Raw genomic sequence first — 19132 nt, forward strand, 5'->3', positions numbered from 1 at the left:
CTTGGTCAGTTACCGCAGCCTTGCTGCGAAGTGGAGCGCCATATTAACCGCTTCACTTTTAAAGTCAACTAGAAAATTTAATTTTTCTTAATTAAGCTTTCCGTTTGGCTTTCCCGTCACTTGGCTCTTTGCTTTTCAGCGCTGCTCCCCGTGTCGGTGGATGCGCATTATAGGGAAATCGAAACTCAGCGCAACCCCTTTTTTGAAGAAAAGTGAGAAAAACGGCGCGTTCGAATAAAAATCATACCAAACAGTGCAAAAATGCATGTAAAACATGCAATATTGCGCTTTATGCGGGGCTGGAGATCTATAGAGCAAAGATCTACACTGAACTCAGTACCAAGAATAGCGGTAACAGCAGGTAATAAAGGGATACTAAAATGACAAACAAATACAAAGGCAGAAGTTATAAAGGCAAAACCCCCAAATTAGCAGCCGGCGTGTATGTAGATGAGAGCGCCGTTTTGGTTGGCGATATAGAAGTAGGAGAAGACAGCAGTGTCTGGCCTTTAGTCGCAGCGCGAGGAGACGTGAACTTTATCAAGATTGGCAAACGTACCAATGTTCAGGATGGCAGCGTATTACACCTTACTCGCTCAAGTGCTTCAAACCCGGATGGTTACCCTCTGATCATTGGAGATGATGTGACCGTTGGCCACAAAGTGATGTTGCATGGCTGCCAGCTGGGCAATCGCATCCTGGTCGGCATGGGAGCAATTGTTATGGACAATGTCGTGGTAGAGGACGACGTGATCATAGGTGGTGGTGCTTTAGTGCCTCCTAATAAACGCCTGGAGTCGGGCTACCTGTATGTTGGCAGCCCGGTTAAGCAGGCTCGGCCACTCAACGAGCAGGAGATCGCCTTTTTAAAAACATCGGCGCAGAACTACGTCGAACTCAAAAATGACTACCTGTCAGAGCTGGACTAGTTCAATTTCCCCCTGGGCCGAGTACGCCTCTTCTTCAATTTGCTGCTCGGCCTGCATTTCGTAGTCAAACTGGTGTGCTTTAAAGTGTGTGAGCGCCTGCTCTTTTGACAGCGTGGTCTCAATTACACAAGAAACCAGCATGCCCGATGCCATAGCGGTGAATACCAAGCACTGGCGTGTATCATCGTAGTGAATATCATCATTGATCAGGATCTGCTGATTCATAGTCTGCCCTCTTTCATCGCACTCAGCACAGGGGCTATCTCTGGGGTTTGACCTCGCCATAGGGCAAACGCTTCAGCAGCCTGCCCCACCAGCATGCCCATACCATCCACACAGTGCGCTTTCGCATTATACTCAGTGACCCAAGCCAAAAAGGCTGTTTGCTGATCGCTATAAAACATGTCATACGCCAGTGCGCAGCTGCTGACATGCAGAGGGTCGACGTCTGGCACCTGCCCTGTGACACTCGATGACGTTGAGTTAATCACCAGATCATAGTGCTTATCAGGAATGCCATTTAGTGCAACGCCCTGCACCTCGCCATAATCAGCAAACAACTGGGCAAGTTGCTGTGCTTTTTCTGCGGTACGATTGGCAATCACTACACTCGCAGCCCCGGCTTGCAAAAGTGGATAAACACAGCCACGCGCAGCGCCTCCCGCGCCAATCAGCAGGACTGTGGCACCTGATAAGGTCTCGATATGGCGCAGTAAGTCAGCAACCAGCCCTGCACCATCTGTATTGTCGCCCAGTATTGAACCATCTGTTTGTGGCATCAATGTATTGACTGCTCCAGCTAACCTGGCTCGCTCCGTCAACTGGTCAGCCAATTGATATGCGCGCTCTTTAAAGGGCAAAGTGACATTGGCACCCAGACCACCCTGGGCAAAAAATTCCACTACAGTCGATTCGAATTCAGACAATTCAGCCAGTATGGCTCGGTACTCAATGACCGAATTAAACTGACCAGCAAATTGCGTATGAATGACAGGAGATTTAGAATGCTTAATCGGGTTTCCAAAAACCGCGTATTTATCCATTGAACGGCCTAACGATATAGTGATGTTATATGAAGCAGTTAATTAAACGCATCTTTAATCAAGATGCAAGTGACAATCCATCCTCAGATGCAACCCATCAGGCTCCGACGCCCGAGAAAACACCTTATGAGATCATCGGTGGCGAAGCTGGCACCCGAGCGCTGGCCAACCGCTTCTATGACATTATGGAAAGTGACCCCTACGCTAAACCTTTATACGATATGCACCCGTTACCACTGGATCGCATCCGTCAGGTATTTTTCGAGTTTCTCTCCGGCTGGCTGGGCGGTCCGGACTTGTTTGCAGAACAATATGGTCACCCCAGGCTCAGAATGCGCCATATGCCATTTACGATAAATAAAGAGCTGCGCGACCAGTGGATGTACTGCATGGACAAAGCCCTAGATCAGGAAGTCGACAACCCTTTGTTACGAGAAGGATTGCGAAAATCGCTGGCTCAATTAGCCACACACATGATAAATCACGACTAAAGTATTAATTTTATATTAAATTAGCGCAATAATTTTTTGCGCTAAGTCAAACTGCCCTGGTTACTAAACACGCATAATAACGGCTCTGCTTTTTTAAGGTGCGATGCGTGTGAAATCCATTCAACATAAAATTTATGCGTTACTTGCCATTACCGGCGTACTGGTGCTGATCGCCAGTATATTAAGTAACTCCAGTCAGCAAAAACAACTGGCCGAAGAAACCGTCGAGACCAATATTCGTTTGTTGGCAGACAATTATTTCGATTCTATCAACACTATGATGCTCACCGGCACAATGGCCAATCGCGAGATCCTCAGCGACAAAATGCGTAATCACGATAACATTGAAGACGCACATATTATTCGTGGTGACAAAATCAATAAGCTGTATGGTATGGGCAACCCCAATCAGCAACCCACCAGCGAGGTCGAGCGGGCAGCATTACGGGGTCAGGAAACCCTGGTTATTGAACAGCGCGACGGTAAACGTATCATGACCTACCTCAAACCTATGGTCGCAAAGGAAGACTATAAAGGGACTAACTGTCTGGGTTGCCATCAGGCACAAGAAGGCGACGTGCTTGGTGCAGTGCGGATCAGTTACTCTCTTGAAGATATTGATGACACGGTGCACAGCAACACCTGGCTGAGCACAGGCTTACTGACGGGCATTTTTGCCACGACGTTTGTCATTCTGGGTATTCTTTTTCGCAAGCTCTTTATTGTGCGCCTGAAAACGCTGGGCCGTACGATGCGCCTGGCAACCCAAAACAAGGATCTGTCGCTGCGTATCGACGATACCATAGATGATGAACTGGGTCGGCTGGCCATCAACTTTAATAAGATGATGGCGTCGTTTAAAGACAACATTGCTCAGGTGTCGGCCTCATCGCATGTGCTGATCCAGTCTGCCGAGCAGATCTACAATGCCGCCGATACGACCGAGCGCGCTATTCAGGAGCAAAAGCAAGGCACGGACTCAGTTGCTGCGGCTATCAATGAGCTGGAAAGCTCATCCAGTGAAGTGAAAAACACCACCCACTTTGCGTCTGAAAAATCTGACAGCAGCAACCACCTTGCCGAGCAAAGCATGGCTGTGGCAGAGCGTACAGAGCAAAGCATTAATCAGCTGGCACGCGATGTGCGCCAGGCGGCAGAGCAGGTTAGCCAGCTTCAGACACAAACCCTGGAAGTGGGTAAAGTACTGGAAGTGATCAGCAGCATTGCCGAACAAACAAACTTACTGGCACTGAATGCCGCCATCGAAGCGGCCCGCGCCGGTGAAGCAGGCCGCGGGTTTGCGGTGGTTGCCGACGAAGTACGCACCCTGGCCACCCGAACGCATGATTCAACCGACGAAATAAAACGCACCATAGACAAGCTGCAAAACGAAGCCGCACAAACGGTTAGTGCAATGAGCGCATCTTGTGAGGAAGCGGATGACCGCGCCATGCAGGTCAAGCAGGTGGCACAGGCACTCAAAGATATTTCGAATCAGATGCATGAGATCAATGCTCTGAATGTACAAATTGCCGATGCAACGGAGCAGCAGAACCTGGCCGCCGAGGAGATCAATCAAAGTGTGGTGGCAATTCGCGACAACGCTGAGCAATCACTGATTGATGCCCATGGCAGCAAACAGATCAGTGAAAACCTGCTCGACCTGGCCCGCTCTTTGGATGAGCAGGTGCGTAGTTTCCGATTGGACTAATCAACCCCAAGCATAAAAAAGGCGCCACCGGCGCCTTTTTTATGCCAATTTGCTTAATTAAGTGTTCTATTTTGAGGCGAGAAAATAGGGTCGATAACAAGGCAAAAATTTTGCTATTTAGTTGTTCTAAATAAGAAATTTTTAACGCCGTTAGCGCCCTATTTGCTCCGTCAAATTGAACAGGTATTAAGTGAAATTGGTATTATTATGTAGTCGAACTAGTCATCTAGCGACGTCATCGCTAACCAATCTCGCGGGCGCAGAAAGTGCTTGTACAACAAAGCTTCTGGCGCGTCTTCGGCTGGCGTAAAATCATATTCCCAGCGTGCCAGCGGTGGCATCGACATCAGAATAGATTCTGTCCGTCCACCCGTTTGCAGACCAAACAAAGTGCCACGGTCCCAGACCAGGTTAAACTCCACATATCGGCCGCGACGATATAACTGGAACTGACGCTGTGCCTCGCTGAACGGCGTATCTTTACGCTTTTCCATGATGGGCACATAGGCATCCAGGAAACCTTTGCCTACGGCTTGCATAAATGCAAAGCTGGTGTCGAAACCCCACTGGTTGAGGTCGTCAAAGAACAAACCACCCACACCCCGAGTTTCTTTGCGATGCTTGAGATAGAAGTAATCGTCACACCACTTTTTATAGTCATCGTAAACCTGCTCACCAAACGGCTCACATACCGCTTTGGCAACACTGTGCCAGTGCTTAACATCTTCAAGCACCGGATAGAAAGGTGTGAGATCAAAGCCACCGCCAAACCACCAGATAGGATCTTCACCTTCTTTTTCGGCGATGAAAAAACGCACATTGGCGTGACTGGTAGGAATATGCGGATTTTTAGGGTGGATCACCAAAGATACACCACAGGCATGGAAGCTGCGCCCTGCCAGTTCAGGCCGGTGGGCCGTGGCGGAAGCTGGCATAGAGGCACCATACACATGGGAGAAGTTCACGCCCCCTTGCTCTATTACGGCACCGTCTCGCATGACACGCGTACGACCACCGCCGCCCTCTTCACGCTGCCATGCATCTTCAACAAATTTGCCGCTGCCATCCGCCTGCTCCAGACCCTGACAAATTTCGTCCTGCAGGGCGAGTAAGAAGGCTTTAACGGATTCTAAGTTTACCTGACTCAACGCCATTAACTCCTTATAATTTTGCCACTTAAGGCATCACGGATCTGGCTTGGACTGGTTTGCTTACCCAGCTCTCCCGCCTGATAAAATGCCACCCGTTCACCAAATGCCGCCTGAGCTTCTGCCAAGGTCTTAGCCGGCTCTTCGCCACTAAAGTTGGCACTGGTAGAAACAATCGGTTTGCCAAATGCCTGACACAATTCTTTCACGACAGGGTGATCGGTCACGCGAATTGCGATACTCGGGTTGCCACCCGTCACCCACTCTGGTGCGCTCGCTTTTACTGGTAACAGCCAAGTCACCGGACCAGGCCAGGATGAAAAGATCTCTGCGCGTTTGTCCTGCGGGATTTTACTGTCATCGACGTACGGCAAGCACTGAGCAAAATTATCGGCAATTAGGATCAGCCCTTTTTCTACCGGGCGGTCTTTCAGTGACAACAGCGCAAGGACGGCTTGTTCGTTATCGGGATCACAGCCCAGACCAAAAATGGCTTCGGTCGGGTAACAGATCAGCCCCCCCTGTTGTAATGCTTCGACGGCATTTTGGGGTAACTGACGTTGCGTATCTTGTTCGCTCACTGAGGCTCCTCAATTGTATGCTGACAAACTTTCTGCGGGCATTGTAGCACAGCTTTTCCACCCCGGTGTTTTTGCACCATGACGGGCCAGCCACAGGCCTCACAAGGGTGTGCAACCGGCGGGTGATTCACGCTGTACTTGCACTGTGGGTATGCATCGCAGGCATAGAAAAACTTGCCATACTTATTCTGGCGTTTGTGTAAGGTGCCTTTTTGGCACTTGGGACAGGACGGACCCGACGCTTCTTCTGGCTCATCATCGTGGGCAATATAGTGACACTGAGGATAGCCAGTACACCCGATAAACATGCCATAGCGACCATTACGTACAACCAGTGGCTCGCTACACAAAGGACAGGCACTGTCTTCCAGCACCTTAATATCATGGTTATCATGATGCGCGATGGCGCGGATGTAATCGCACGCGGGATAACTGGCGCAGCCAAGGAAAGGGCCCGACTTACTGTGCTTGATCACCAGTTCAGAGCCACACTTGGGGCATACTTCGTACTCCCGCTCCAGGGCATGCTGGTCTGCATTAAACAACGAATGATCTATTTTACTCATAACAAGTCCCCGTCTACTTCACCCCAATGGCTGTGCGTTCGTAATAGTATCAAGGGAAAGTGATATAAGGAACAAAGAAGCGTCAGCCAGGCAATTCGCCTGACCTAACGAAGCTGTGCCCCTCATTGAAGGTAAGGGGGTTAATGCAGCGGACCTGTGGGTTCTTCGAAGATCAGGTCCTCCATCTGGGCATAGGCATGTTCTTTACCTGGAACATTGAATAGCACCATCAGGATCACCCATTTTAAATCGTCCAAGCAGATTGCCGGTTTATCCAGTGCACATAAGCGGTCAATGACCATTTCTCGGGTCGTGCAATCTATCACACCTATTTGCTCAACAAACATCAAAAAGCCCCGACATTCGATGTCCAGCATGGCACATTCTTGCTCAGTGTAGATCCGGATCGCGCTATCCGGGCGGGCGTTTAAATAAGGAATTTCATCAGACTGCTGTAAATCGGCCAATTGCTCCAGCCAGTCCAGTGCTTTGTAAATCTCGTCTTGATTGAAACCGGCCCCGACCAGTTCATCAGTGAGTTCGTTTTGTTCGACGAAGATATCCGCTTCGCTGTGAATATAGTTTTCGAATAAATACATTAGGATATCAAACATAATTAACCCCTCGCTAATTTGATGTAGCCGTCTAGTACGCGTTCTACTTTGTCTTCAAGCTCAAGGTCCAGTAGTCTGGCAAGCACCTTCTCTACTGGCCACTGGGTCCTCTGCGATAAGGTATCTACACTGGTTACCTCAAAGCCGAGATGCTGCAATACGGGGCAGTGCTCCTGTTTTTGGTCACTTTCTACTATATATAGACCGTTTTCGGAGAAAAATCTTACCTCTTCGAGAATATCCTCTATCCGCTCAGTTAATTTTGCACCGTCTTTGAGCAAATAATGGCACCCCTGAGACAAGGGATTACGGATTGAACCAGGCACGGCAAACACCTCTTTGTTTTGCTCCAGGGCGTAACGTGCGGTGATCAATGAGCCACTTTTTATTTCGGCCTCGACCACCAGCACACCCAGCGAGAGGCCTGAAATAATCCGATTGCGACGCGGAAAGTGCTCGGCTTTAGGTTGGCTGCCCGGTAAAAATTCGCTCACCAGTAACCCCTGCTCGGCGACCTGCTGATAGAGAGTATTGTGACGGCGCGGATAGACCACATCGACCCCGGTCCCCAGTACTGCCAGGGTGGCGCCCCCCTGGCTCAGCGCGCCCTGATGGGCTGCACCATCCACGCCTCTGGCCAGCCCCGAAGTCACCGTCATGCCCGCCCCACTGAGTGACCGGCCAAACTCCCTGGCAATCTCCAGTCCGGTGGCTGTTGCATTACGACTACCAACGATGGCAATTTGTGGCTCAGATAATAAAGACAACCGGCCTTTGCAAAAGAGCATCAAAGGTGCGCTGCTGATCTGTTTTAATAATGGCGGGTAAGCGGCGTCAAAGTAGCCAACCAGCTGAATGTGCTGCGCGATGCATCGTTGGATCAGGGTATCGATAAAGTGCCAGTCTGGCGCTTGAAGGTAGTGGATTGCATCCTGAGGCAGCCCCACTTCATGCAATCTAAGAGGCGAAACAGTAAAGAGTTCGGCGGGCGTGATGTGCTGAATCGCCCGCTCCAGTGTATTGCTGCCCAGCCCGGGACATATCCTCAGTGCCAGACTGTGCCGTAAATCCAGTGTTGCCATGCGCCCTCCCTGAGCAAAGTGCACTCCTGTGCTAAAACCACGAAATCATACTAAGGCAAGCTGCGGGATTAACGACTGCTGACAGAATCCCCCACTCTGACGGGCTGGCGTGTTTTGGTCACCATGGCATAACTGATGTTGTCATACACTTTGAACAACATGAGTTCGCCGACCTGTTCTTTTGGCATATGCCAGACGACGCTGTCTTCGTCGTTCTCTTCACCAAACCATTCGCTCACTTGCGTGATCACTTTGTCCAGGCTGCTGGCATCTTCGATATAACTCGGACCCGACTCCTTCTCAATCACTGTAGGAGACTGGCGATGGATTGCAAGTACATTCCCTTCATGCAGGTCATCTTTACGACCTAAGTCGATAACCACAACCGCCATGGTGCTGAACTCACGCAACTTATTGCTGCTCGCAATGATGTTGCCTGAAATGGCCTGCACCGGCTGGGTCATTTTGAAGTTAGCCGAATAACTTTGTCCGCTCGAGATAGGCATCAGCACGTCACTGGGCTTTACCTCACGACGAACCGATTCAATCTTCACTGTGCTCGGTTTACCGGCTTCAATATTACCGGTTCTGACCACCCGGCCGGTCCCGACCAAAATAGACTCATAGGCTAATATCGCGCCGTTATCAGGATCGCGGTAAGCGTCTCCCTTACGATAAATACCATAGTTACCACCACGAGGCAGATCCCCTTTGACATACAAAAGATGCCCTTCAATGTTCATTTTGTAATTGAAGTTTGAGCCCAGCACCATAGGCAACTGGTCAAAGTCTGACTCCCCCATCGCCTGTTCAAAGCGCATAAAGGGTTCCATCACCGCCAAAGGCAAAGTCGGAATAGCCTGGTTTTTATCACTGACAACACGGACCTGAGGGGAGAGTCGACGTACGCCCTTAGCCAGACTCAGCCGTGGATTCCCCTCGCTATCATAGTGCAGCGATAACACGTCCCCGGGATAAATCAGATGCGGATTGTTGATTTGTGGATTCCACTGCCACAATGCAGGCCACTTCCAGGGACTGTTCAGATACAGACTGGAAATATCCCAAAGGGTATCCCCTTTTTTAACGACATAACGCTCGGGCGCACTGGTTTTAACCGCCAGCGTTTGTGCTAGGGCAGGAAAAACAGCACTCGTTGCCAGCAAAAGGGCGGCAATATGAGATTTCATGCAGGCTTCCTTGAGTTATTTTTCGATATTATCCACCAAAACCTGTTAAAGGGGAACGTGAATGGCTAAAATAAGAGCATACATTACCCCATTTAATTCAAGTGTAAAAGGTATCTATGGCTAAGTTAGCAGTACTGAGTTTTCCAGATGAGCGTTTGCGTACGGTTGCAAAACCGGTCGCCGAAGTAAATGACGACACTCGCCAGATTGTCGCGGACATGCTGGAAACCATGTATGAAGAAAATGGTATTGGCCTTGCCGCCACGCAGGTAGATATTCACCAGCGCATTGTGGTGATCGATGTATCAGAAGAGCGCAACGAGCCACGCGTATTGATCAACCCTGAAATCACGGCCAAAGATGGCTCAACCATCAGCGAAGAAGGCTGTTTGTCTGTGCCTTATTCCTACGCCAAAGTTGATCGCGCAGAGACCGTTACCGTTAAAGCACTTAACGAGCACGGCGAAAGCTACGAATTTGACGCTGATGGTTTGTTAGCTGTGTGCGTACAGCACGAACTCGACCACCTGCAGGGCAAGTTGTTCATCGATTACTTGTCGCCGCTGAAGCGTCAGCGGATCCGTAAAAAAATCGAAAAAGAAGCCAAACTGGCGGCACGCGCGTAAGCGTGTCGTTACCGACTATTAATTACTACCTAAACTGGGATCTTAAGTGAGCAAATCTCTGCGTATTGTCTTTGCGGGCACCCCGGATTTTGCTGCCAAGCACTTGGCAGCGCTGATCGCATCACACCATGACGTTGTCGCTGTATACAGCCAGCCCGACCGCCCTGCCGGCCGCGGTAAAAAACTCAAAGCCAGCGAAGTAAAAACCCTGGCACTGGAACATAACCTGCCGGTCTATCAGCCTCAGTCTCTCAAGTCTGACGATGCCCAAGCACAGCTTGCTGCGCTGGAAGCAGACGTGATGGTTGTGGTGGCTTATGGCCTGTTATTACCAAAAGCCATTTTAGATACGCCAAGACTTGGCTGTCTCAACGTACATGGTTCAATCTTGCCACGCTGGCGTGGTGCGGCGCCAATCCAGCGTGCTATCTGGGCTGGCGATAAAGAAACAGGCGTCACCATTATGCAAATGGATGAAGGCCTGGATACCGGCGACATGCTGCACATTGCAACCTGCCCAATAGACCAGGACGAAACCAGCGCCAGCCTGTATAACAAACTGGCCGAGCTGGGACCCGATGCATTAGTGGAGACTCTGGACAAACTAGCCGAAGACAAGCTCAGTGCCGAGCCGCAGGATGATGCGCAGGCAAACTACGCCAAAAAGCTTTCTAAAGAAGAAGCCAATATAGACTGGACAATGGACGCGGCACAAATTGAGCGTAACATCCGCGCCTTTAATCCCTGGCCGGTTTGCTACACCCAAATGCAGGGACAAACGGTTAAGGTTTGGCAGGCGACTGTGGTATCGCAGCAAGGCACGCCCGGTCAGGTACTCAGTGCCGACAAAGCCGGCATCACCATTGCTTGTGGTGAGCAAGCACTGACTATCACACAGCTTCAGCCTCAAGGTAAAAAGCCGATGTCGGCACAAGACTTTTTAAATGGTCGCAGCGACTGGGTAACCCCCGGTAGCCAGGTGGGTGCCTGATGGCCAATGTACGCGCGCTTGCCGCGCAAACCCTGTTTCAGGTTGTTGATAAAGGCCAGTCACTGACGACCCAATTGCCCTATGCCAGCCGTCAGTTACCAGTAAAAGACCGAGCCCTGTTACAACAGATCTGTTATGGCGTTTTGCGCTATCTGCCAAGCCTGGAGCACTATTGTCAGCAACTGCTGGAGCAACCGCTTAAAGGTAAGAACCGGGTCTTTCAGTTTTTGTTGTATGTGGGTATTTATCAGCTGCAACACATGCGAGTGCCTTCTCATGCGGCCGTCGCCGAAACCGTTAATGCGGCCAATAAGCTTCAGGCCCCCGGTTTGAAGGGGCTGATAAACGCGGTATTACGTAACTTTCAGCGCGCTCAGGACACACTGGAAGCCAGCGCCGATGCTATCCCGGTATGCAAATACAACCATCCGGGCTGGTTTATCAAAAAGCTACAGGCGGCTTACCCTGAGCAATGGCAAGATATTTTGCAAGACAACCAGCAGCAAGCACCTATGTGGTTACGCGTAAACCAACGCCAGTCGAGCACCGCAGACTATGCCGCGCGCCTCGATGGTGAACGCATTGCACATACGCTGGACCCGGACTTTGCAGATGGCATTTTGCTGACCAAACCTGTGGATGTGCAGCAATTACCAGACTTTGCTCAGGGAGTCAGCTCAGTGCAGGATGCCGCAGCGCAAATGGCAGCCCGGCTACTGGACCCACAAGATGGCGAGCATATTCTCGATGCCTGTGCCGCCCCCGGTGGTAAAACCTGCCATATTCTGGAGCTGGCCGATGCCAATGTGATTGCCTTGGATGCCGATGGTGAGCGCCTCAAACGCGTCGATGAAAACCTTAAGCGTCTGCACCTCAGTGCCCAGTGTCTTGAAGCCAATGCTGCAACACCAGATACCTGGTGGCAGGGCGAGCAGTTTGATCGCATTTTATTGGATGTGCCCTGCTCGGCAACCGGCGTGATCCGTCGACACCCAGACATCAAATGGTTGCGTCGTGCCACCGACATCGATGAGCTGGCGGCTTTACAGGCCAGCATTTTGGATGCCATCTGGCCACTGCTCAAGCCCGGCGGTACGTTAGTGTATGCAACCTGCTCTGTGCTGCCTCAGGAAAATACCGAGCAAGTAACGGCATTTTTAGCACGCACGGCAGATGCGCAGCTCACCCCGCTGCACGCACAGGACACGCCGGATAAACCCGGATTGCAATTGCTGCCAGGCCATACCGATGGCTTTTATTACGCGCGGCTGAAAAAACAATAATAGCGCTAAACTAGCTTATGAAAATCATCATCTTAGGCGCCGGACAAGTCGGCGGTACACTAGCCGAAAACTTGGTCGGCGAACAGAACGAAATCACTGTGGTCGACATTGACGGCGAACGACTGCGGGAATTGCAGGATAAATACGACCTGCAAGGCGTGACCGGGCACAGTGCACACCCGGATGTGCTCAGGCAAGCCGGTGCCGAAGATGCCGATATGGTCATTGCGGTGACCAGCTCGGACGAGGTCAATATGATCGCCTGTCAGGTGGCCTACAGTATTTTTAATACACCCACCAAAATTGCCCGGATCCGCTCTGAGCAATACCTGAAGTACCGGGAAAAGCTCTTTCATAACGACGACCTGCCGGTTGACCACTATATCGCTCCGGAGCAGCTGGTGACTCGTTATATTCGTCGCCTGATCGACTACCCCGGTGCGCTACAGGTACTGCAATTCGCCGATGGCATGCTCTCTTTGGTGGCGGTTAAAGCCTATTATGGTGGTATGCTGGTTGGCTACGCGTTGTCAGCACTGAAAGAGCACATTCCCAATGTCGACACCCGGGTGGCGGCTATTTATCGTCAGGGTAAAGCGATTAAGCCGCTTGGTACCACTGTCATAGAAGCAGATGATGAGGTTTTCTTCATCGCGGCAACCAAACATATTCGTGCGGTGATGAACGAGCTGCAAAAGCTGGAACGCTCCTATCGTAAAATTATGATTGCCGGCGGTGGTAATATCGGTGCAGGCCTCGCTCGCTCACTTGAGAAAAACCACAGCGTTAAACTGATTGAACGAAACCACGACAGAGCCGCTTCGCTGTCTGAAATGCTCGACAATACCGTGGTCTTTTGTGGTGACGCCTCTGATCAGGAGCTGTTATCTGAAGAGCATATTGAGCAGGTTGATGTGTTTATTGCTGTAACCAACGATGATGAAGCCAACATCATGGCCGCCATGCTGGCCAAACGTATGGGCGCGCAAAAGACCATGGTGCTGATCCAGCGGGGCGCTTATGTCGACCTGGTTCAGGGTGGCGAAATTGACATTGCTATTTCTCCGCAGCAAGCCACTATCTCTGCATTGCTCACACATGTAAGGCGCGGTGATATTGTGAACGTTTACTCATTGCGTAAAGGTGCAGCAGAAGCCATCGAAGCGGTTGCGCATGGTGATGAAAACACGTCGAAAGTGGTTGGCCGGGCTATCCGGGATATAAAGCTTCCTGCGGGCACCACCATAGGTGCCATTGTGCGGGATGACGAAGTGTTAATTGCCCATGATGACACCATTATTCTTTCAGGCGATCATGTCATCATGTTCCTGATAGATAAAAAGCATATCGGCATCGTAGAAAAGCTCTTCCAGGTTAGTGCCCTGTTTGTGTAATTTGCACCAGCTCAGGGCTGACCTTAGGTCGGCCCGTGTTATTCCTCGTCGGACAAAATAGACAAGTCAATCAGGTAGTCTTTTAATACCGCTTTTATAGTGGTATCCGGGCCCACCACCTGGATCCCCAAAGACACATTGCCCTCTGCACTTTCAATAATACGACACACCTTACCTTTGATGGCTGACGCATTGTCGTCTTTGCCTTCAATCAGTACCTCACAGTTTTCCGATTCCAGGTCGTCCGGCAGGTGCTCTTTTTGAATGTCGAACATCATGCCAGACAGTGAGATGTCTTTGATGATCCCAACTTCATTGTAATCAGGTAATTGTAAAATGGCCGGGATTAGGGCTGGCACGCGGGTTTGGGCACGCAGCTGATAAGTTTGTACTTCACGAGGGTAAAACAGAAAAATAAGCCGCGCGGGGTGATTACTAATGGCTTTAATGTTCTCTTTGAAGGCAATGATCTGACCATTGCTGTCTTCAGGCAGGGCCCGGACGATGATCTCCGTACCTGTCTTCACATAATCTGCCGCCGCGCCGAGTCGCTTAGGGTTGGGATAGTTTAAAATAATATATTGATCTTCAAGCACCCCGATAAACTCTGTACGGACGCGTTTCCGGCTGGCCGGCATAACGATTTCGATATCGATCAAACTGCCCGCTGGGATTTGCGTTAAGTGCTTCCTGCTCCGTTGCGTTTTACGCTTCAACATCTTGTAACCCTGCTAACTACTCTGCAAATAGTGTAGCAGTAAAATCTAATTAATATAATGCCAAAACCCCATTAAAGGTACGGGGTTATTCTTATTGCAAATACCCTTTCAGCAAAATTGCAGCATCCCTGAGGGTCATCATGCGGCTTTGCACTTCCAGCGTACTCAACGCCAGATGTTGCTCGTAATGCTCAGTAAAGAACAACATAGGCTCACCATTGCGTTTGCTAATAAAGGTAATGCCCAGCATAGGCTCATGGTGACTGTGGGCCAGCCGACCCGTTTGCGCTTTCATTACCAGCGGCGGTAAACTGCGTGTCTGCCATAATGCGTTTTCTGAAATAATACCAATCATGCACTCGCCGACCTCAACCCCATCATAGCGCAGCAGTGATACACTATCGTGCGCAGACGGCAGGTGGTTATCGTACTGTAAGCTCCCGGCACCATTCATATACTGGTTAAGCTGAGCCACACATTCAGTTAAATCACCAGCGCCACCAGCCAGATTCACCTGGCTGACAATCCCTGCTGCTATTGCTTTGTGTTTATTTTGTTGTGACATGGCAAACATCCCGGCCACTCCTCATAATTTTATTTTCTGGCAACTCCCACTTTCCTGTGTGGGCAACTTAAAAGGTCGGGTATTAACCCTGAAGATACAAATATGACACCATCGATAATGAAAAAATGCATTTTTTGCGTTTTTTGATATATTTTTTTAACCGGAATTAACCTGGAGCAGTCTACACACGCCCAAAATACGACATAAACACTTGATTTTTAACCATTTAAAATTGTTAAAAAGTTGATTTCAAAGTTAAATGACATAATTTAAATTTACAAATATACCTTTATCAGGTCAGCTTGTTTGAGTCGTAATCATCACAGGAGAGAGTTGGGAAAGGTACCTAAAGCCATCCATGGCGGTATAGTGTGGCTCGACCAGCTGCGATTAGATAAGTGCCCAAAGCCATCCATGGCGGTGTATTCCGGCTCGGCCATCCACGGCTCGGCCATCCACGGCTCGACGCCCCCGGCCTCGCGTTCGGCACTCTCCGAGTGACGTTAAGTCACTCGTCGTCGCGTAGCGACCGTGCCTCACCCACGCCAGAATGTGGGGGTGAACAAAACCAGCAGGGTGAAGATCTCGAGGCGGCCGAAGACCATAGCGATGGTCAGGATCCATTTCGCGGAATCAGGAATGTCACCATAATGTGCGGCCACATCGCCGAGGCCCGGACCCAAATTATTCAGACAGGCCGCAGTGGCAGAGAAAGCCGTGATGTTATCCAGCCCGGTCCCCAGCAGTGCAATCATGATGATCACAAATACCAGTGCATAGGCAGAGAAAAAGCCCCATACCGCTTCGACGACTTTATCGGGCAACGCTTTACGGCCTAACTTAATTGAATAGATAGCACGCGGATGCACCAGACGATTGAGCTCCCGGATCCCCTGTAGGTAGAGTAAAAATACCCGTACGACTTTCATACCGCCGCCGGTGGAGCCCGCACAGCCCCCAATAAAGCTGGAAAAAATCAGCAGAATTGGCAGGAACAAAGGCCAGGCTGCAAAGCTGTCGGTGGCAAAGCCGGCGGTGGTGCTGATGGAGACCGCCTGAAACAAAGCGTGATCCAGCGTTTCATCCCCATTGCTGTACACCTGCTTGGACGACAGCACCGCAAAACACAGGACCACCAGCGCCAGCTGAATAAACAAAAAGACTTTGAGTTCAGGATCTCTGAAATAGACTTTGATATTCCGACCTGCCACGGCCGCATAATGCAAAGAGAAGTTAGCCGCAGCAATAAGCAGGAAGAACACACAAATGGCATTGATCATTGGGCTATCGAAGTAGCCTATCGAGGCGTCATAGGTTGAGAACCCCCCAATGGCGATGGTCGCAAAGGCATGACAAATGGCATCAAACCAGCTCATGCCTGCCCAGGCATACGCCAGCGTACAGGCCAGTGTCAGCGTCACATAGATGTACCATAAATGCTTGGCGGTATCGGCAATGCGCGGCGTCATCTTGGAATCCTTTACCGGCCCTGGCGTTTCAGCCCGGTACAGCTGCATGCCACCTACGCCGAGCATAGGCAGTACGGCAACGGCCAGTACAATGATCCCCATACCGCCGAGCCATTGTAGTTGCTGACGATAGAAAAGCACCGACTTAGGTAAATACTCGATACCTGTCAGTACCGTCGCGCCTGTGGTTGTCAGACCGGAAAACGCTTCAAAGACTGCATCGGCAAAAGACAGGTTAGGCTCACTTAAGAAGATCAGCGGCACGGCCGCGAAGGCACCCAGTACCAGCCAGAACAAAACCACGATCAAGAAGCCCTCTCTGGCCTTCAGGTCGCCCTGCTCTTTGCGGTTCGGGTAGTAGGCCATCAGGCCAATCAGGACACTAAAGATAAATGCCAGAACAAACGGCACACCGCCGCCGTCCTTGTAGATCAAAGACACCAGAGCCGGAGGCACCATAGTCAGACTAAAGAGCGCAACGAGCTGTCCGAGTATCTTTATAATGGTACGAAATTGCATGGCGCGATTCGCGAGTTATTGTAATTACACCCGATTGTCTAATACATCACTCAGTTAGTAAACCGCGAAACACCGCTCAGGGTTGTTTGATCGCCAACGAGACGGCACCGTGAGTGAGATCGTATACCGACGCCATAGCCGTTTTAGCTTCCCGGCTGTCTAGTTCAATTTCCCAGCGGATCGTCGCGCCGTACTGTTTATCTATATTCAGCACTGTGTACTGACTACTGAGGTGCTGCTCTATGTTCCCCTGCAGCGCGTAGTCCGACTCCCCCACCAGCGTACTTGCCGGGATCTTAATTTGCGTTGGCAGCACGGCCAGTGCATTGTTCAATGTCCCACCGTAAGCGCGAACCAGGCCGCCGGTGCCCAGCTTAATGCCACCAAAGTAACGGGTTGTGACCGCGGTGATCTCGCCCAGCCCGGAGCCAAGCAGAACGTTCAGCATCGGCTTACCTGCCGTCCCATTCGGTTCCCCGTCATCCGAAAAACCCAGGACATGGCTGCCGCCCGGCGCGCCGGCAATATGGGCCCAGCAGTTGTGTCGCGCATCCGGATACTGCTCGTTAATAGAACGAATAAATGCCTTGGCATCAGCGAGTGTCGGGGTATGGGCAATATGCACAATAAAGGTGCTTTTTTTGATTTCTTCGTGATGGGAAATAGAACTGCTGGGAATGGCGTATTCAGACATGAGTATTCAACAAAAACACAGGGAGCACTTGGCTCCCAGTTTAACATAGTTCAGTTTGGTGCAGGGCAAAGCTTAATCCAGCGCCAAATCCCGAGTCATATTTTCCAGATGGTCATCATGAACAATAATATTATCTTCGATGCGAATGCCGCCAAACGGCTTAAACGCGTCAACCTTGTCCCAGTTTACATACTGTTTGTTGTCGGTCTGTGCCAGATCGCCCAGCAGTGAGTCAATAAAATACAGACCAGGCTCAATGGTAAAGACCTGGTTGACTTCAATCTTACGCGTGCAACGCAGGAACGGATGCCCTTCCGGTGGTGCCTGGTGCGTACCCAACTCATCTGCCATAAAGCCACCCATATCGTGAACCTGCAAGCCAAGGTGGTGACCAAGGCCATGCGGGAAGAAAGTCGAGGTAATGCCCTGCTCCAGGATCCCTTCCACACTCAGGCCACGAACAATATCGAAATCGATCAGCACCTGCGCAACGCGCTTGTGGCAATCCAGATGTAGCTCGCCATACAGTTTACCTGGCTGTAATGCCTGCCCCAGTTCAATCTGGTGGGTATTCATTACCTTGATCAGTTCGGCAAACTCGCCCTTGCGAGCAAAGTCATAGGTACGGGTAATATCAGACGCATAGCCATTAAAGTTGGCACCGGCATCGATCAAAAACGACACATGCTGCTGCGGGGCGCGGCGCTCAAAATGGGTGTAATGCAAAATGGCGCAGTTCTCGTTCAGTGCCACGATGTTGCCGTACGGCGTGTCGTTTTCCATATGCTCAGTGGCCTGCAGGTAAGCCTGCTGAATGCCATACTCAGACTCTTTGGCATAAAAAGCGTCACGCGCAGCCTTGTGGCCCAGCACAGCCAGGCGGTTGGCTTCACGTAAACAAGTCAGTTCATAACTGGTCTTGTAGGCACGGTGAAAGTGTAGATAGTTCATTACCGGCTCAGGGTTCATCTGCGTAAAGCCCAGTGCCTGCGCCACTTCCAGATATTCGCCAATATACGCCAGACTGGCTTTGTCGTACGGTAAGAATTGCTCAACCTGATCGGGCTGAAGCAGCAACTGAATGTCAAAGTAGTCGGCCCAGAAGTCGCTCGGCTCATCCGGTACTTTGTGCCAGAAATCCACCGGACGGTAGAAGATCAGCTTAGGCTTGTCTGTGCCATTAACCACCAGCCAGCAGTGTGGGTTATCGATGACCGGTAACCACGCTTTAAATTGTGGGTTCACCTTGAACGGATAATACATATCATCCAGAAACTGGCGCTTGGCTTGCCCTGAGTGGATCACGAGCCCATCCAGATTCTCACGTTCAATAATGGTCTTCGTACGCTGTTGCAGCGTTGCAATATGCTCGGCATACAAGTTTGCTAATTGTTCCATTGGTGTACCCATTTTAATTTAATTCGCTTGTGACTGAGTCTAACATAGCGCCACCGGTTAAAAGAAGTAAAGTGGCCCGCGGTCAGCCCCGCTATCGCGAGACAGACCAACAAACCCGC

At 50.6% G+C, this 19132-nt stretch carries 20 protein-coding genes; 7 read left to right on the forward strand and 13 right to left on the reverse strand.

Translation table 11 applies throughout. From position 1 onward, the window contains the following. Positions 1-380 precede the first annotated feature (380 nt). The gene (locus tag L1285_RS22855; RefSeq protein ID WP_235414467.1) at positions 381-929 is read left to right on the forward strand and encodes a gamma carbonic anhydrase family protein; all 549 of its coding nucleotides are present in this window, start codon (positions 381-383) and stop codon (positions 927-929) included. On the opposite strand, the gene L1285_RS22860 is transcribed toward L1285_RS22855, so the two are convergent. Next, positions 915-1154 (reverse strand): DUF1488 domain-containing protein, encoded by a 240-nt coding sequence (locus L1285_RS22860; protein WP_235414468.1) that lies wholly within the window; start codon positions 1152-1154, stop codon positions 915-917. The two genes, L1285_RS22855 and L1285_RS22860, sit on opposite strands and share 15 nt — an antisense overlap. Further along, positions 1151-1972, reverse strand: a complete 822-nt coding sequence (aroE, locus tag L1285_RS22865; RefSeq protein WP_235414469.1) for a shikimate dehydrogenase — start codon at positions 1970-1972, stop codon at positions 1151-1153. Before aroE ends, L1285_RS22860 begins: the two co-directional genes overlap by 4 nt. Before the next feature lie 29 nt (positions 1973-2001). On the opposite strand from aroE, the gene L1285_RS22870 reads away from it, so the two are divergent. Continuing rightward, positions 2002-2463 carry a group II truncated hemoglobin gene (locus L1285_RS22870; RefSeq protein ID WP_046004770.1) on the forward strand — a complete coding sequence of 154 codons (462 nt, stop codon included), beginning with the start codon at positions 2002-2004 and terminating at the stop codon, positions 2461-2463. A 103-nt stretch (positions 2464-2566) separates the two neighbouring features. Further along, positions 2567-4174, forward strand: a complete 1608-nt coding sequence (locus tag L1285_RS22875; protein WP_125718691.1) for a methyl-accepting chemotaxis protein — start codon at positions 2567-2569, stop codon at positions 4172-4174. A 218-nt stretch (positions 4175-4392) separates the two neighbouring features. Here L1285_RS22875 and hemF read toward each other — a convergent pair whose 3' ends face one another. From hemF to L1285_RS22905, 6 genes are all read right to left on the reverse strand, one after another. Further along, the gene (gene hemF / locus L1285_RS22880) at positions 4393-5328 is read right to left on the reverse strand and encodes an oxygen-dependent coproporphyrinogen oxidase (RefSeq protein WP_235414470.1); all 936 of its coding nucleotides are present in this window, start codon (positions 5326-5328) and stop codon (positions 4393-4395) included. Next, entirely contained in the window at positions 5328-5903 is a 576-nt protein-coding gene (locus tag L1285_RS22885) for a Sua5/YciO/YrdC/YwlC family protein (RefSeq protein ID WP_235414471.1), read from the reverse strand. Before L1285_RS22885 ends, hemF begins: the two co-directional genes overlap by 1 nt. Then, on the reverse strand, positions 5900-6469 hold the full coding sequence (locus L1285_RS22890; protein ID WP_235414472.1) for a DNA topoisomerase family protein: 570 nt from the start codon (positions 6467-6469) through the stop codon (positions 5900-5902). The genes L1285_RS22885 and L1285_RS22890 overlap by 4 nt, the downstream gene beginning before the upstream one ends. A 140-nt stretch (positions 6470-6609) precedes the next feature. Then, positions 6610-7083 (reverse strand): DUF494 family protein, encoded by a 474-nt coding sequence (locus L1285_RS22895; protein WP_046004765.1) that lies wholly within the window; start codon positions 7081-7083, stop codon positions 6610-6612. A 2-nt stretch (positions 7084-7085) separates the two neighbouring features. After that, positions 7086-8165, reverse strand: a complete 1080-nt coding sequence (dprA, locus tag L1285_RS22900) for a DNA-processing protein DprA (RefSeq protein WP_235414473.1) — start codon at positions 8163-8165, stop codon at positions 7086-7088. 68 nt (positions 8166-8233) lie between these two features. Beyond that, positions 8234-9355 carry a LysM peptidoglycan-binding domain-containing protein gene (locus L1285_RS22905; RefSeq protein ID WP_046004763.1) on the reverse strand — a complete coding sequence of 374 codons (1122 nt, stop codon included), beginning with the start codon at positions 9353-9355 and terminating at the stop codon, positions 8234-8236. A gap of 116 nt (positions 9356-9471) precedes the next feature. On the opposite strand from L1285_RS22905, the gene def reads away from it, so the two are divergent. Genes def through trkA form a run of 4 tightly spaced genes read left to right on the forward strand, consistent with a single transcriptional unit; the run spans position 9472 to position 13649 of the window. Continuing rightward, the gene (gene def, locus L1285_RS22910) at positions 9472-9981 is read left to right on the forward strand and encodes a peptide deformylase (protein ID WP_235414474.1); all 510 of its coding nucleotides are present in this window, start codon (positions 9472-9474) and stop codon (positions 9979-9981) included. Between the two features lie 46 nt (positions 9982-10027). Continuing rightward, positions 10028-10972, forward strand: a complete 945-nt coding sequence (gene fmt / locus L1285_RS22915) for a methionyl-tRNA formyltransferase (protein ID WP_046004761.1) — start codon at positions 10028-10030, stop codon at positions 10970-10972. After that, complete coding sequence (rsmB, locus tag L1285_RS22920; RefSeq protein WP_235414475.1) at positions 10972-12255, forward strand: 16S rRNA (cytosine(967)-C(5))-methyltransferase RsmB; 1284 nt, start codon at positions 10972-10974, stop codon at positions 12253-12255. The genes fmt and rsmB overlap by 1 nt, the downstream gene beginning before the upstream one ends. A gap of 17 nt (positions 12256-12272) precedes the next feature. Continuing rightward, positions 12273-13649: a Trk system potassium transporter TrkA gene (trkA, locus tag L1285_RS22925; RefSeq protein WP_046004759.1), complete on the forward strand. Its 1377-nt coding sequence runs from the start codon at positions 12273-12275 to the stop codon at positions 13647-13649. Between the two features lie 38 nt (positions 13650-13687). Here the strand turns inward: trkA and L1285_RS22930 are convergent, their stop codons facing one another. The 5 genes from L1285_RS22930 to pepQ form a co-directional block, all read right to left on the reverse strand. After that, positions 13688-14368, reverse strand: coding sequence for a flagellar brake domain-containing protein (locus L1285_RS22930; RefSeq protein WP_046004758.1), 681 nt, complete (start codon positions 14366-14368; stop codon positions 13688-13690). A gap of 91 nt (positions 14369-14459) precedes the next feature. Further along, a complete protein-coding gene (locus L1285_RS22935) occupies positions 14460-14933 on the reverse strand; it encodes a hypothetical protein (protein WP_156158641.1) in 474 nt (157 codons plus the stop codon). A 536-nt stretch (positions 14934-15469) separates the two neighbouring features. Then, on the reverse strand, positions 15470-16921 hold the full coding sequence (locus L1285_RS22940; RefSeq protein ID WP_046004757.1) for a TrkH family potassium uptake protein: 1452 nt from the start codon (positions 16919-16921) through the stop codon (positions 15470-15472). A gap of 76 nt (positions 16922-16997) precedes the next feature. After that, the gene (locus L1285_RS22945) at positions 16998-17615 is read right to left on the reverse strand and encodes a YigZ family protein (RefSeq protein WP_235414476.1); all 618 of its coding nucleotides are present in this window, start codon (positions 17613-17615) and stop codon (positions 16998-17000) included. A gap of 72 nt (positions 17616-17687) precedes the next feature. Further along, a complete protein-coding gene (gene pepQ / locus L1285_RS22950) occupies positions 17688-19013 on the reverse strand; it encodes a Xaa-Pro dipeptidase (RefSeq protein ID WP_235414477.1) in 1326 nt (441 codons plus the stop codon). Between the last annotated feature and the right edge of the window lie 119 nt (positions 19014-19132).

The sequence above is a fragment of the Pseudoalteromonas sp. DL2-H2.2 genome (assembly GCF_021532535.1).
Taxonomy (GTDB): Bacteria; Pseudomonadota; Gammaproteobacteria; order Enterobacterales; family Alteromonadaceae; genus Pseudoalteromonas; species Pseudoalteromonas rubra_A.

Excerpts from the sequence above, each read along its gene's own strand:
- L1285_RS22945 (WP_235414476.1), bottom strand. The coding sequence starts at position 17,615 with ATGTCTGAATACGCCATTCCCAGCAGTTCTATTTCCCATCACGAAGAA.
- L1285_RS22935 (WP_156158641.1), bottom strand. The coding sequence starts at position 14,933 with ATGTCACAACAAAATAAACACAAAGCAATAGCAGCAGGGATTGTCAGC.
- L1285_RS22860 (WP_235414468.1), bottom strand. The coding sequence starts at position 1,154 with ATGAATCAGCAGATCCTGATCAATGATGATATTCACTACGATGATACA.
- L1285_RS22940 (WP_046004757.1), bottom strand. The coding sequence starts at position 16,921 with ATGCAATTTCGTACCATTATAAAGATACTCGGACAGCTCGTTGCGCTC.
- L1285_RS22870 (WP_046004770.1), top strand. The coding sequence starts at position 2,002 with ATGAAGCAGTTAATTAAACGCATCTTTAATCAAGATGCAAGTGACAAT.
- L1285_RS22890 (WP_235414472.1), bottom strand. The coding sequence starts at position 6,469 with ATGAGTAAAATAGATCATTCGTTGTTTAATGCAGACCAGCATGCCCTG.
- dprA (WP_235414473.1), bottom strand. The coding sequence starts at position 8,165 with ATGGCAACACTGGATTTACGGCACAGTCTGGCACTGAGGATATGTCCC.
- L1285_RS22855 (WP_235414467.1), top strand. The coding sequence starts at position 381 with ATGACAAACAAATACAAAGGCAGAAGTTATAAAGGCAAAACCCCCAAA.
- L1285_RS22905 (WP_046004763.1), bottom strand. The coding sequence starts at position 9,355 with ATGAAATCTCATATTGCCGCCCTTTTGCTGGCAACGAGTGCTGTTTTT.
- rsmB (WP_235414475.1), top strand. The coding sequence starts at position 10,972 with ATGGCCAATGTACGCGCGCTTGCCGCGCAAACCCTGTTTCAGGTTGTT.
- L1285_RS22895 (WP_046004765.1), bottom strand. The coding sequence starts at position 7,083 with ATGTTTGATATCCTAATGTATTTATTCGAAAACTATATTCACAGCGAA.
- trkA (WP_046004759.1), top strand. The coding sequence starts at position 12,273 with ATGAAAATCATCATCTTAGGCGCCGGACAAGTCGGCGGTACACTAGCC.
- L1285_RS22930 (WP_046004758.1), bottom strand. The coding sequence starts at position 14,368 with ATGTTGAAGCGTAAAACGCAACGGAGCAGGAAGCACTTAACGCAAATC.
- L1285_RS22875 (WP_125718691.1), top strand. The coding sequence starts at position 2,567 with ATGCGTGTGAAATCCATTCAACATAAAATTTATGCGTTACTTGCCATT.
- def (WP_235414474.1), top strand. The coding sequence starts at position 9,472 with ATGGCTAAGTTAGCAGTACTGAGTTTTCCAGATGAGCGTTTGCGTACG.
- aroE (WP_235414469.1), bottom strand. The coding sequence starts at position 1,972 with ATGGATAAATACGCGGTTTTTGGAAACCCGATTAAGCATTCTAAATCT.
- pepQ (WP_235414477.1), bottom strand. The coding sequence starts at position 19,013 with ATGGAACAATTAGCAAACTTGTATGCCGAGCATATTGCAACGCTGCAA.
- hemF (WP_235414470.1), bottom strand. The coding sequence starts at position 5,328 with ATGGCGTTGAGTCAGGTAAACTTAGAATCCGTTAAAGCCTTCTTACTC.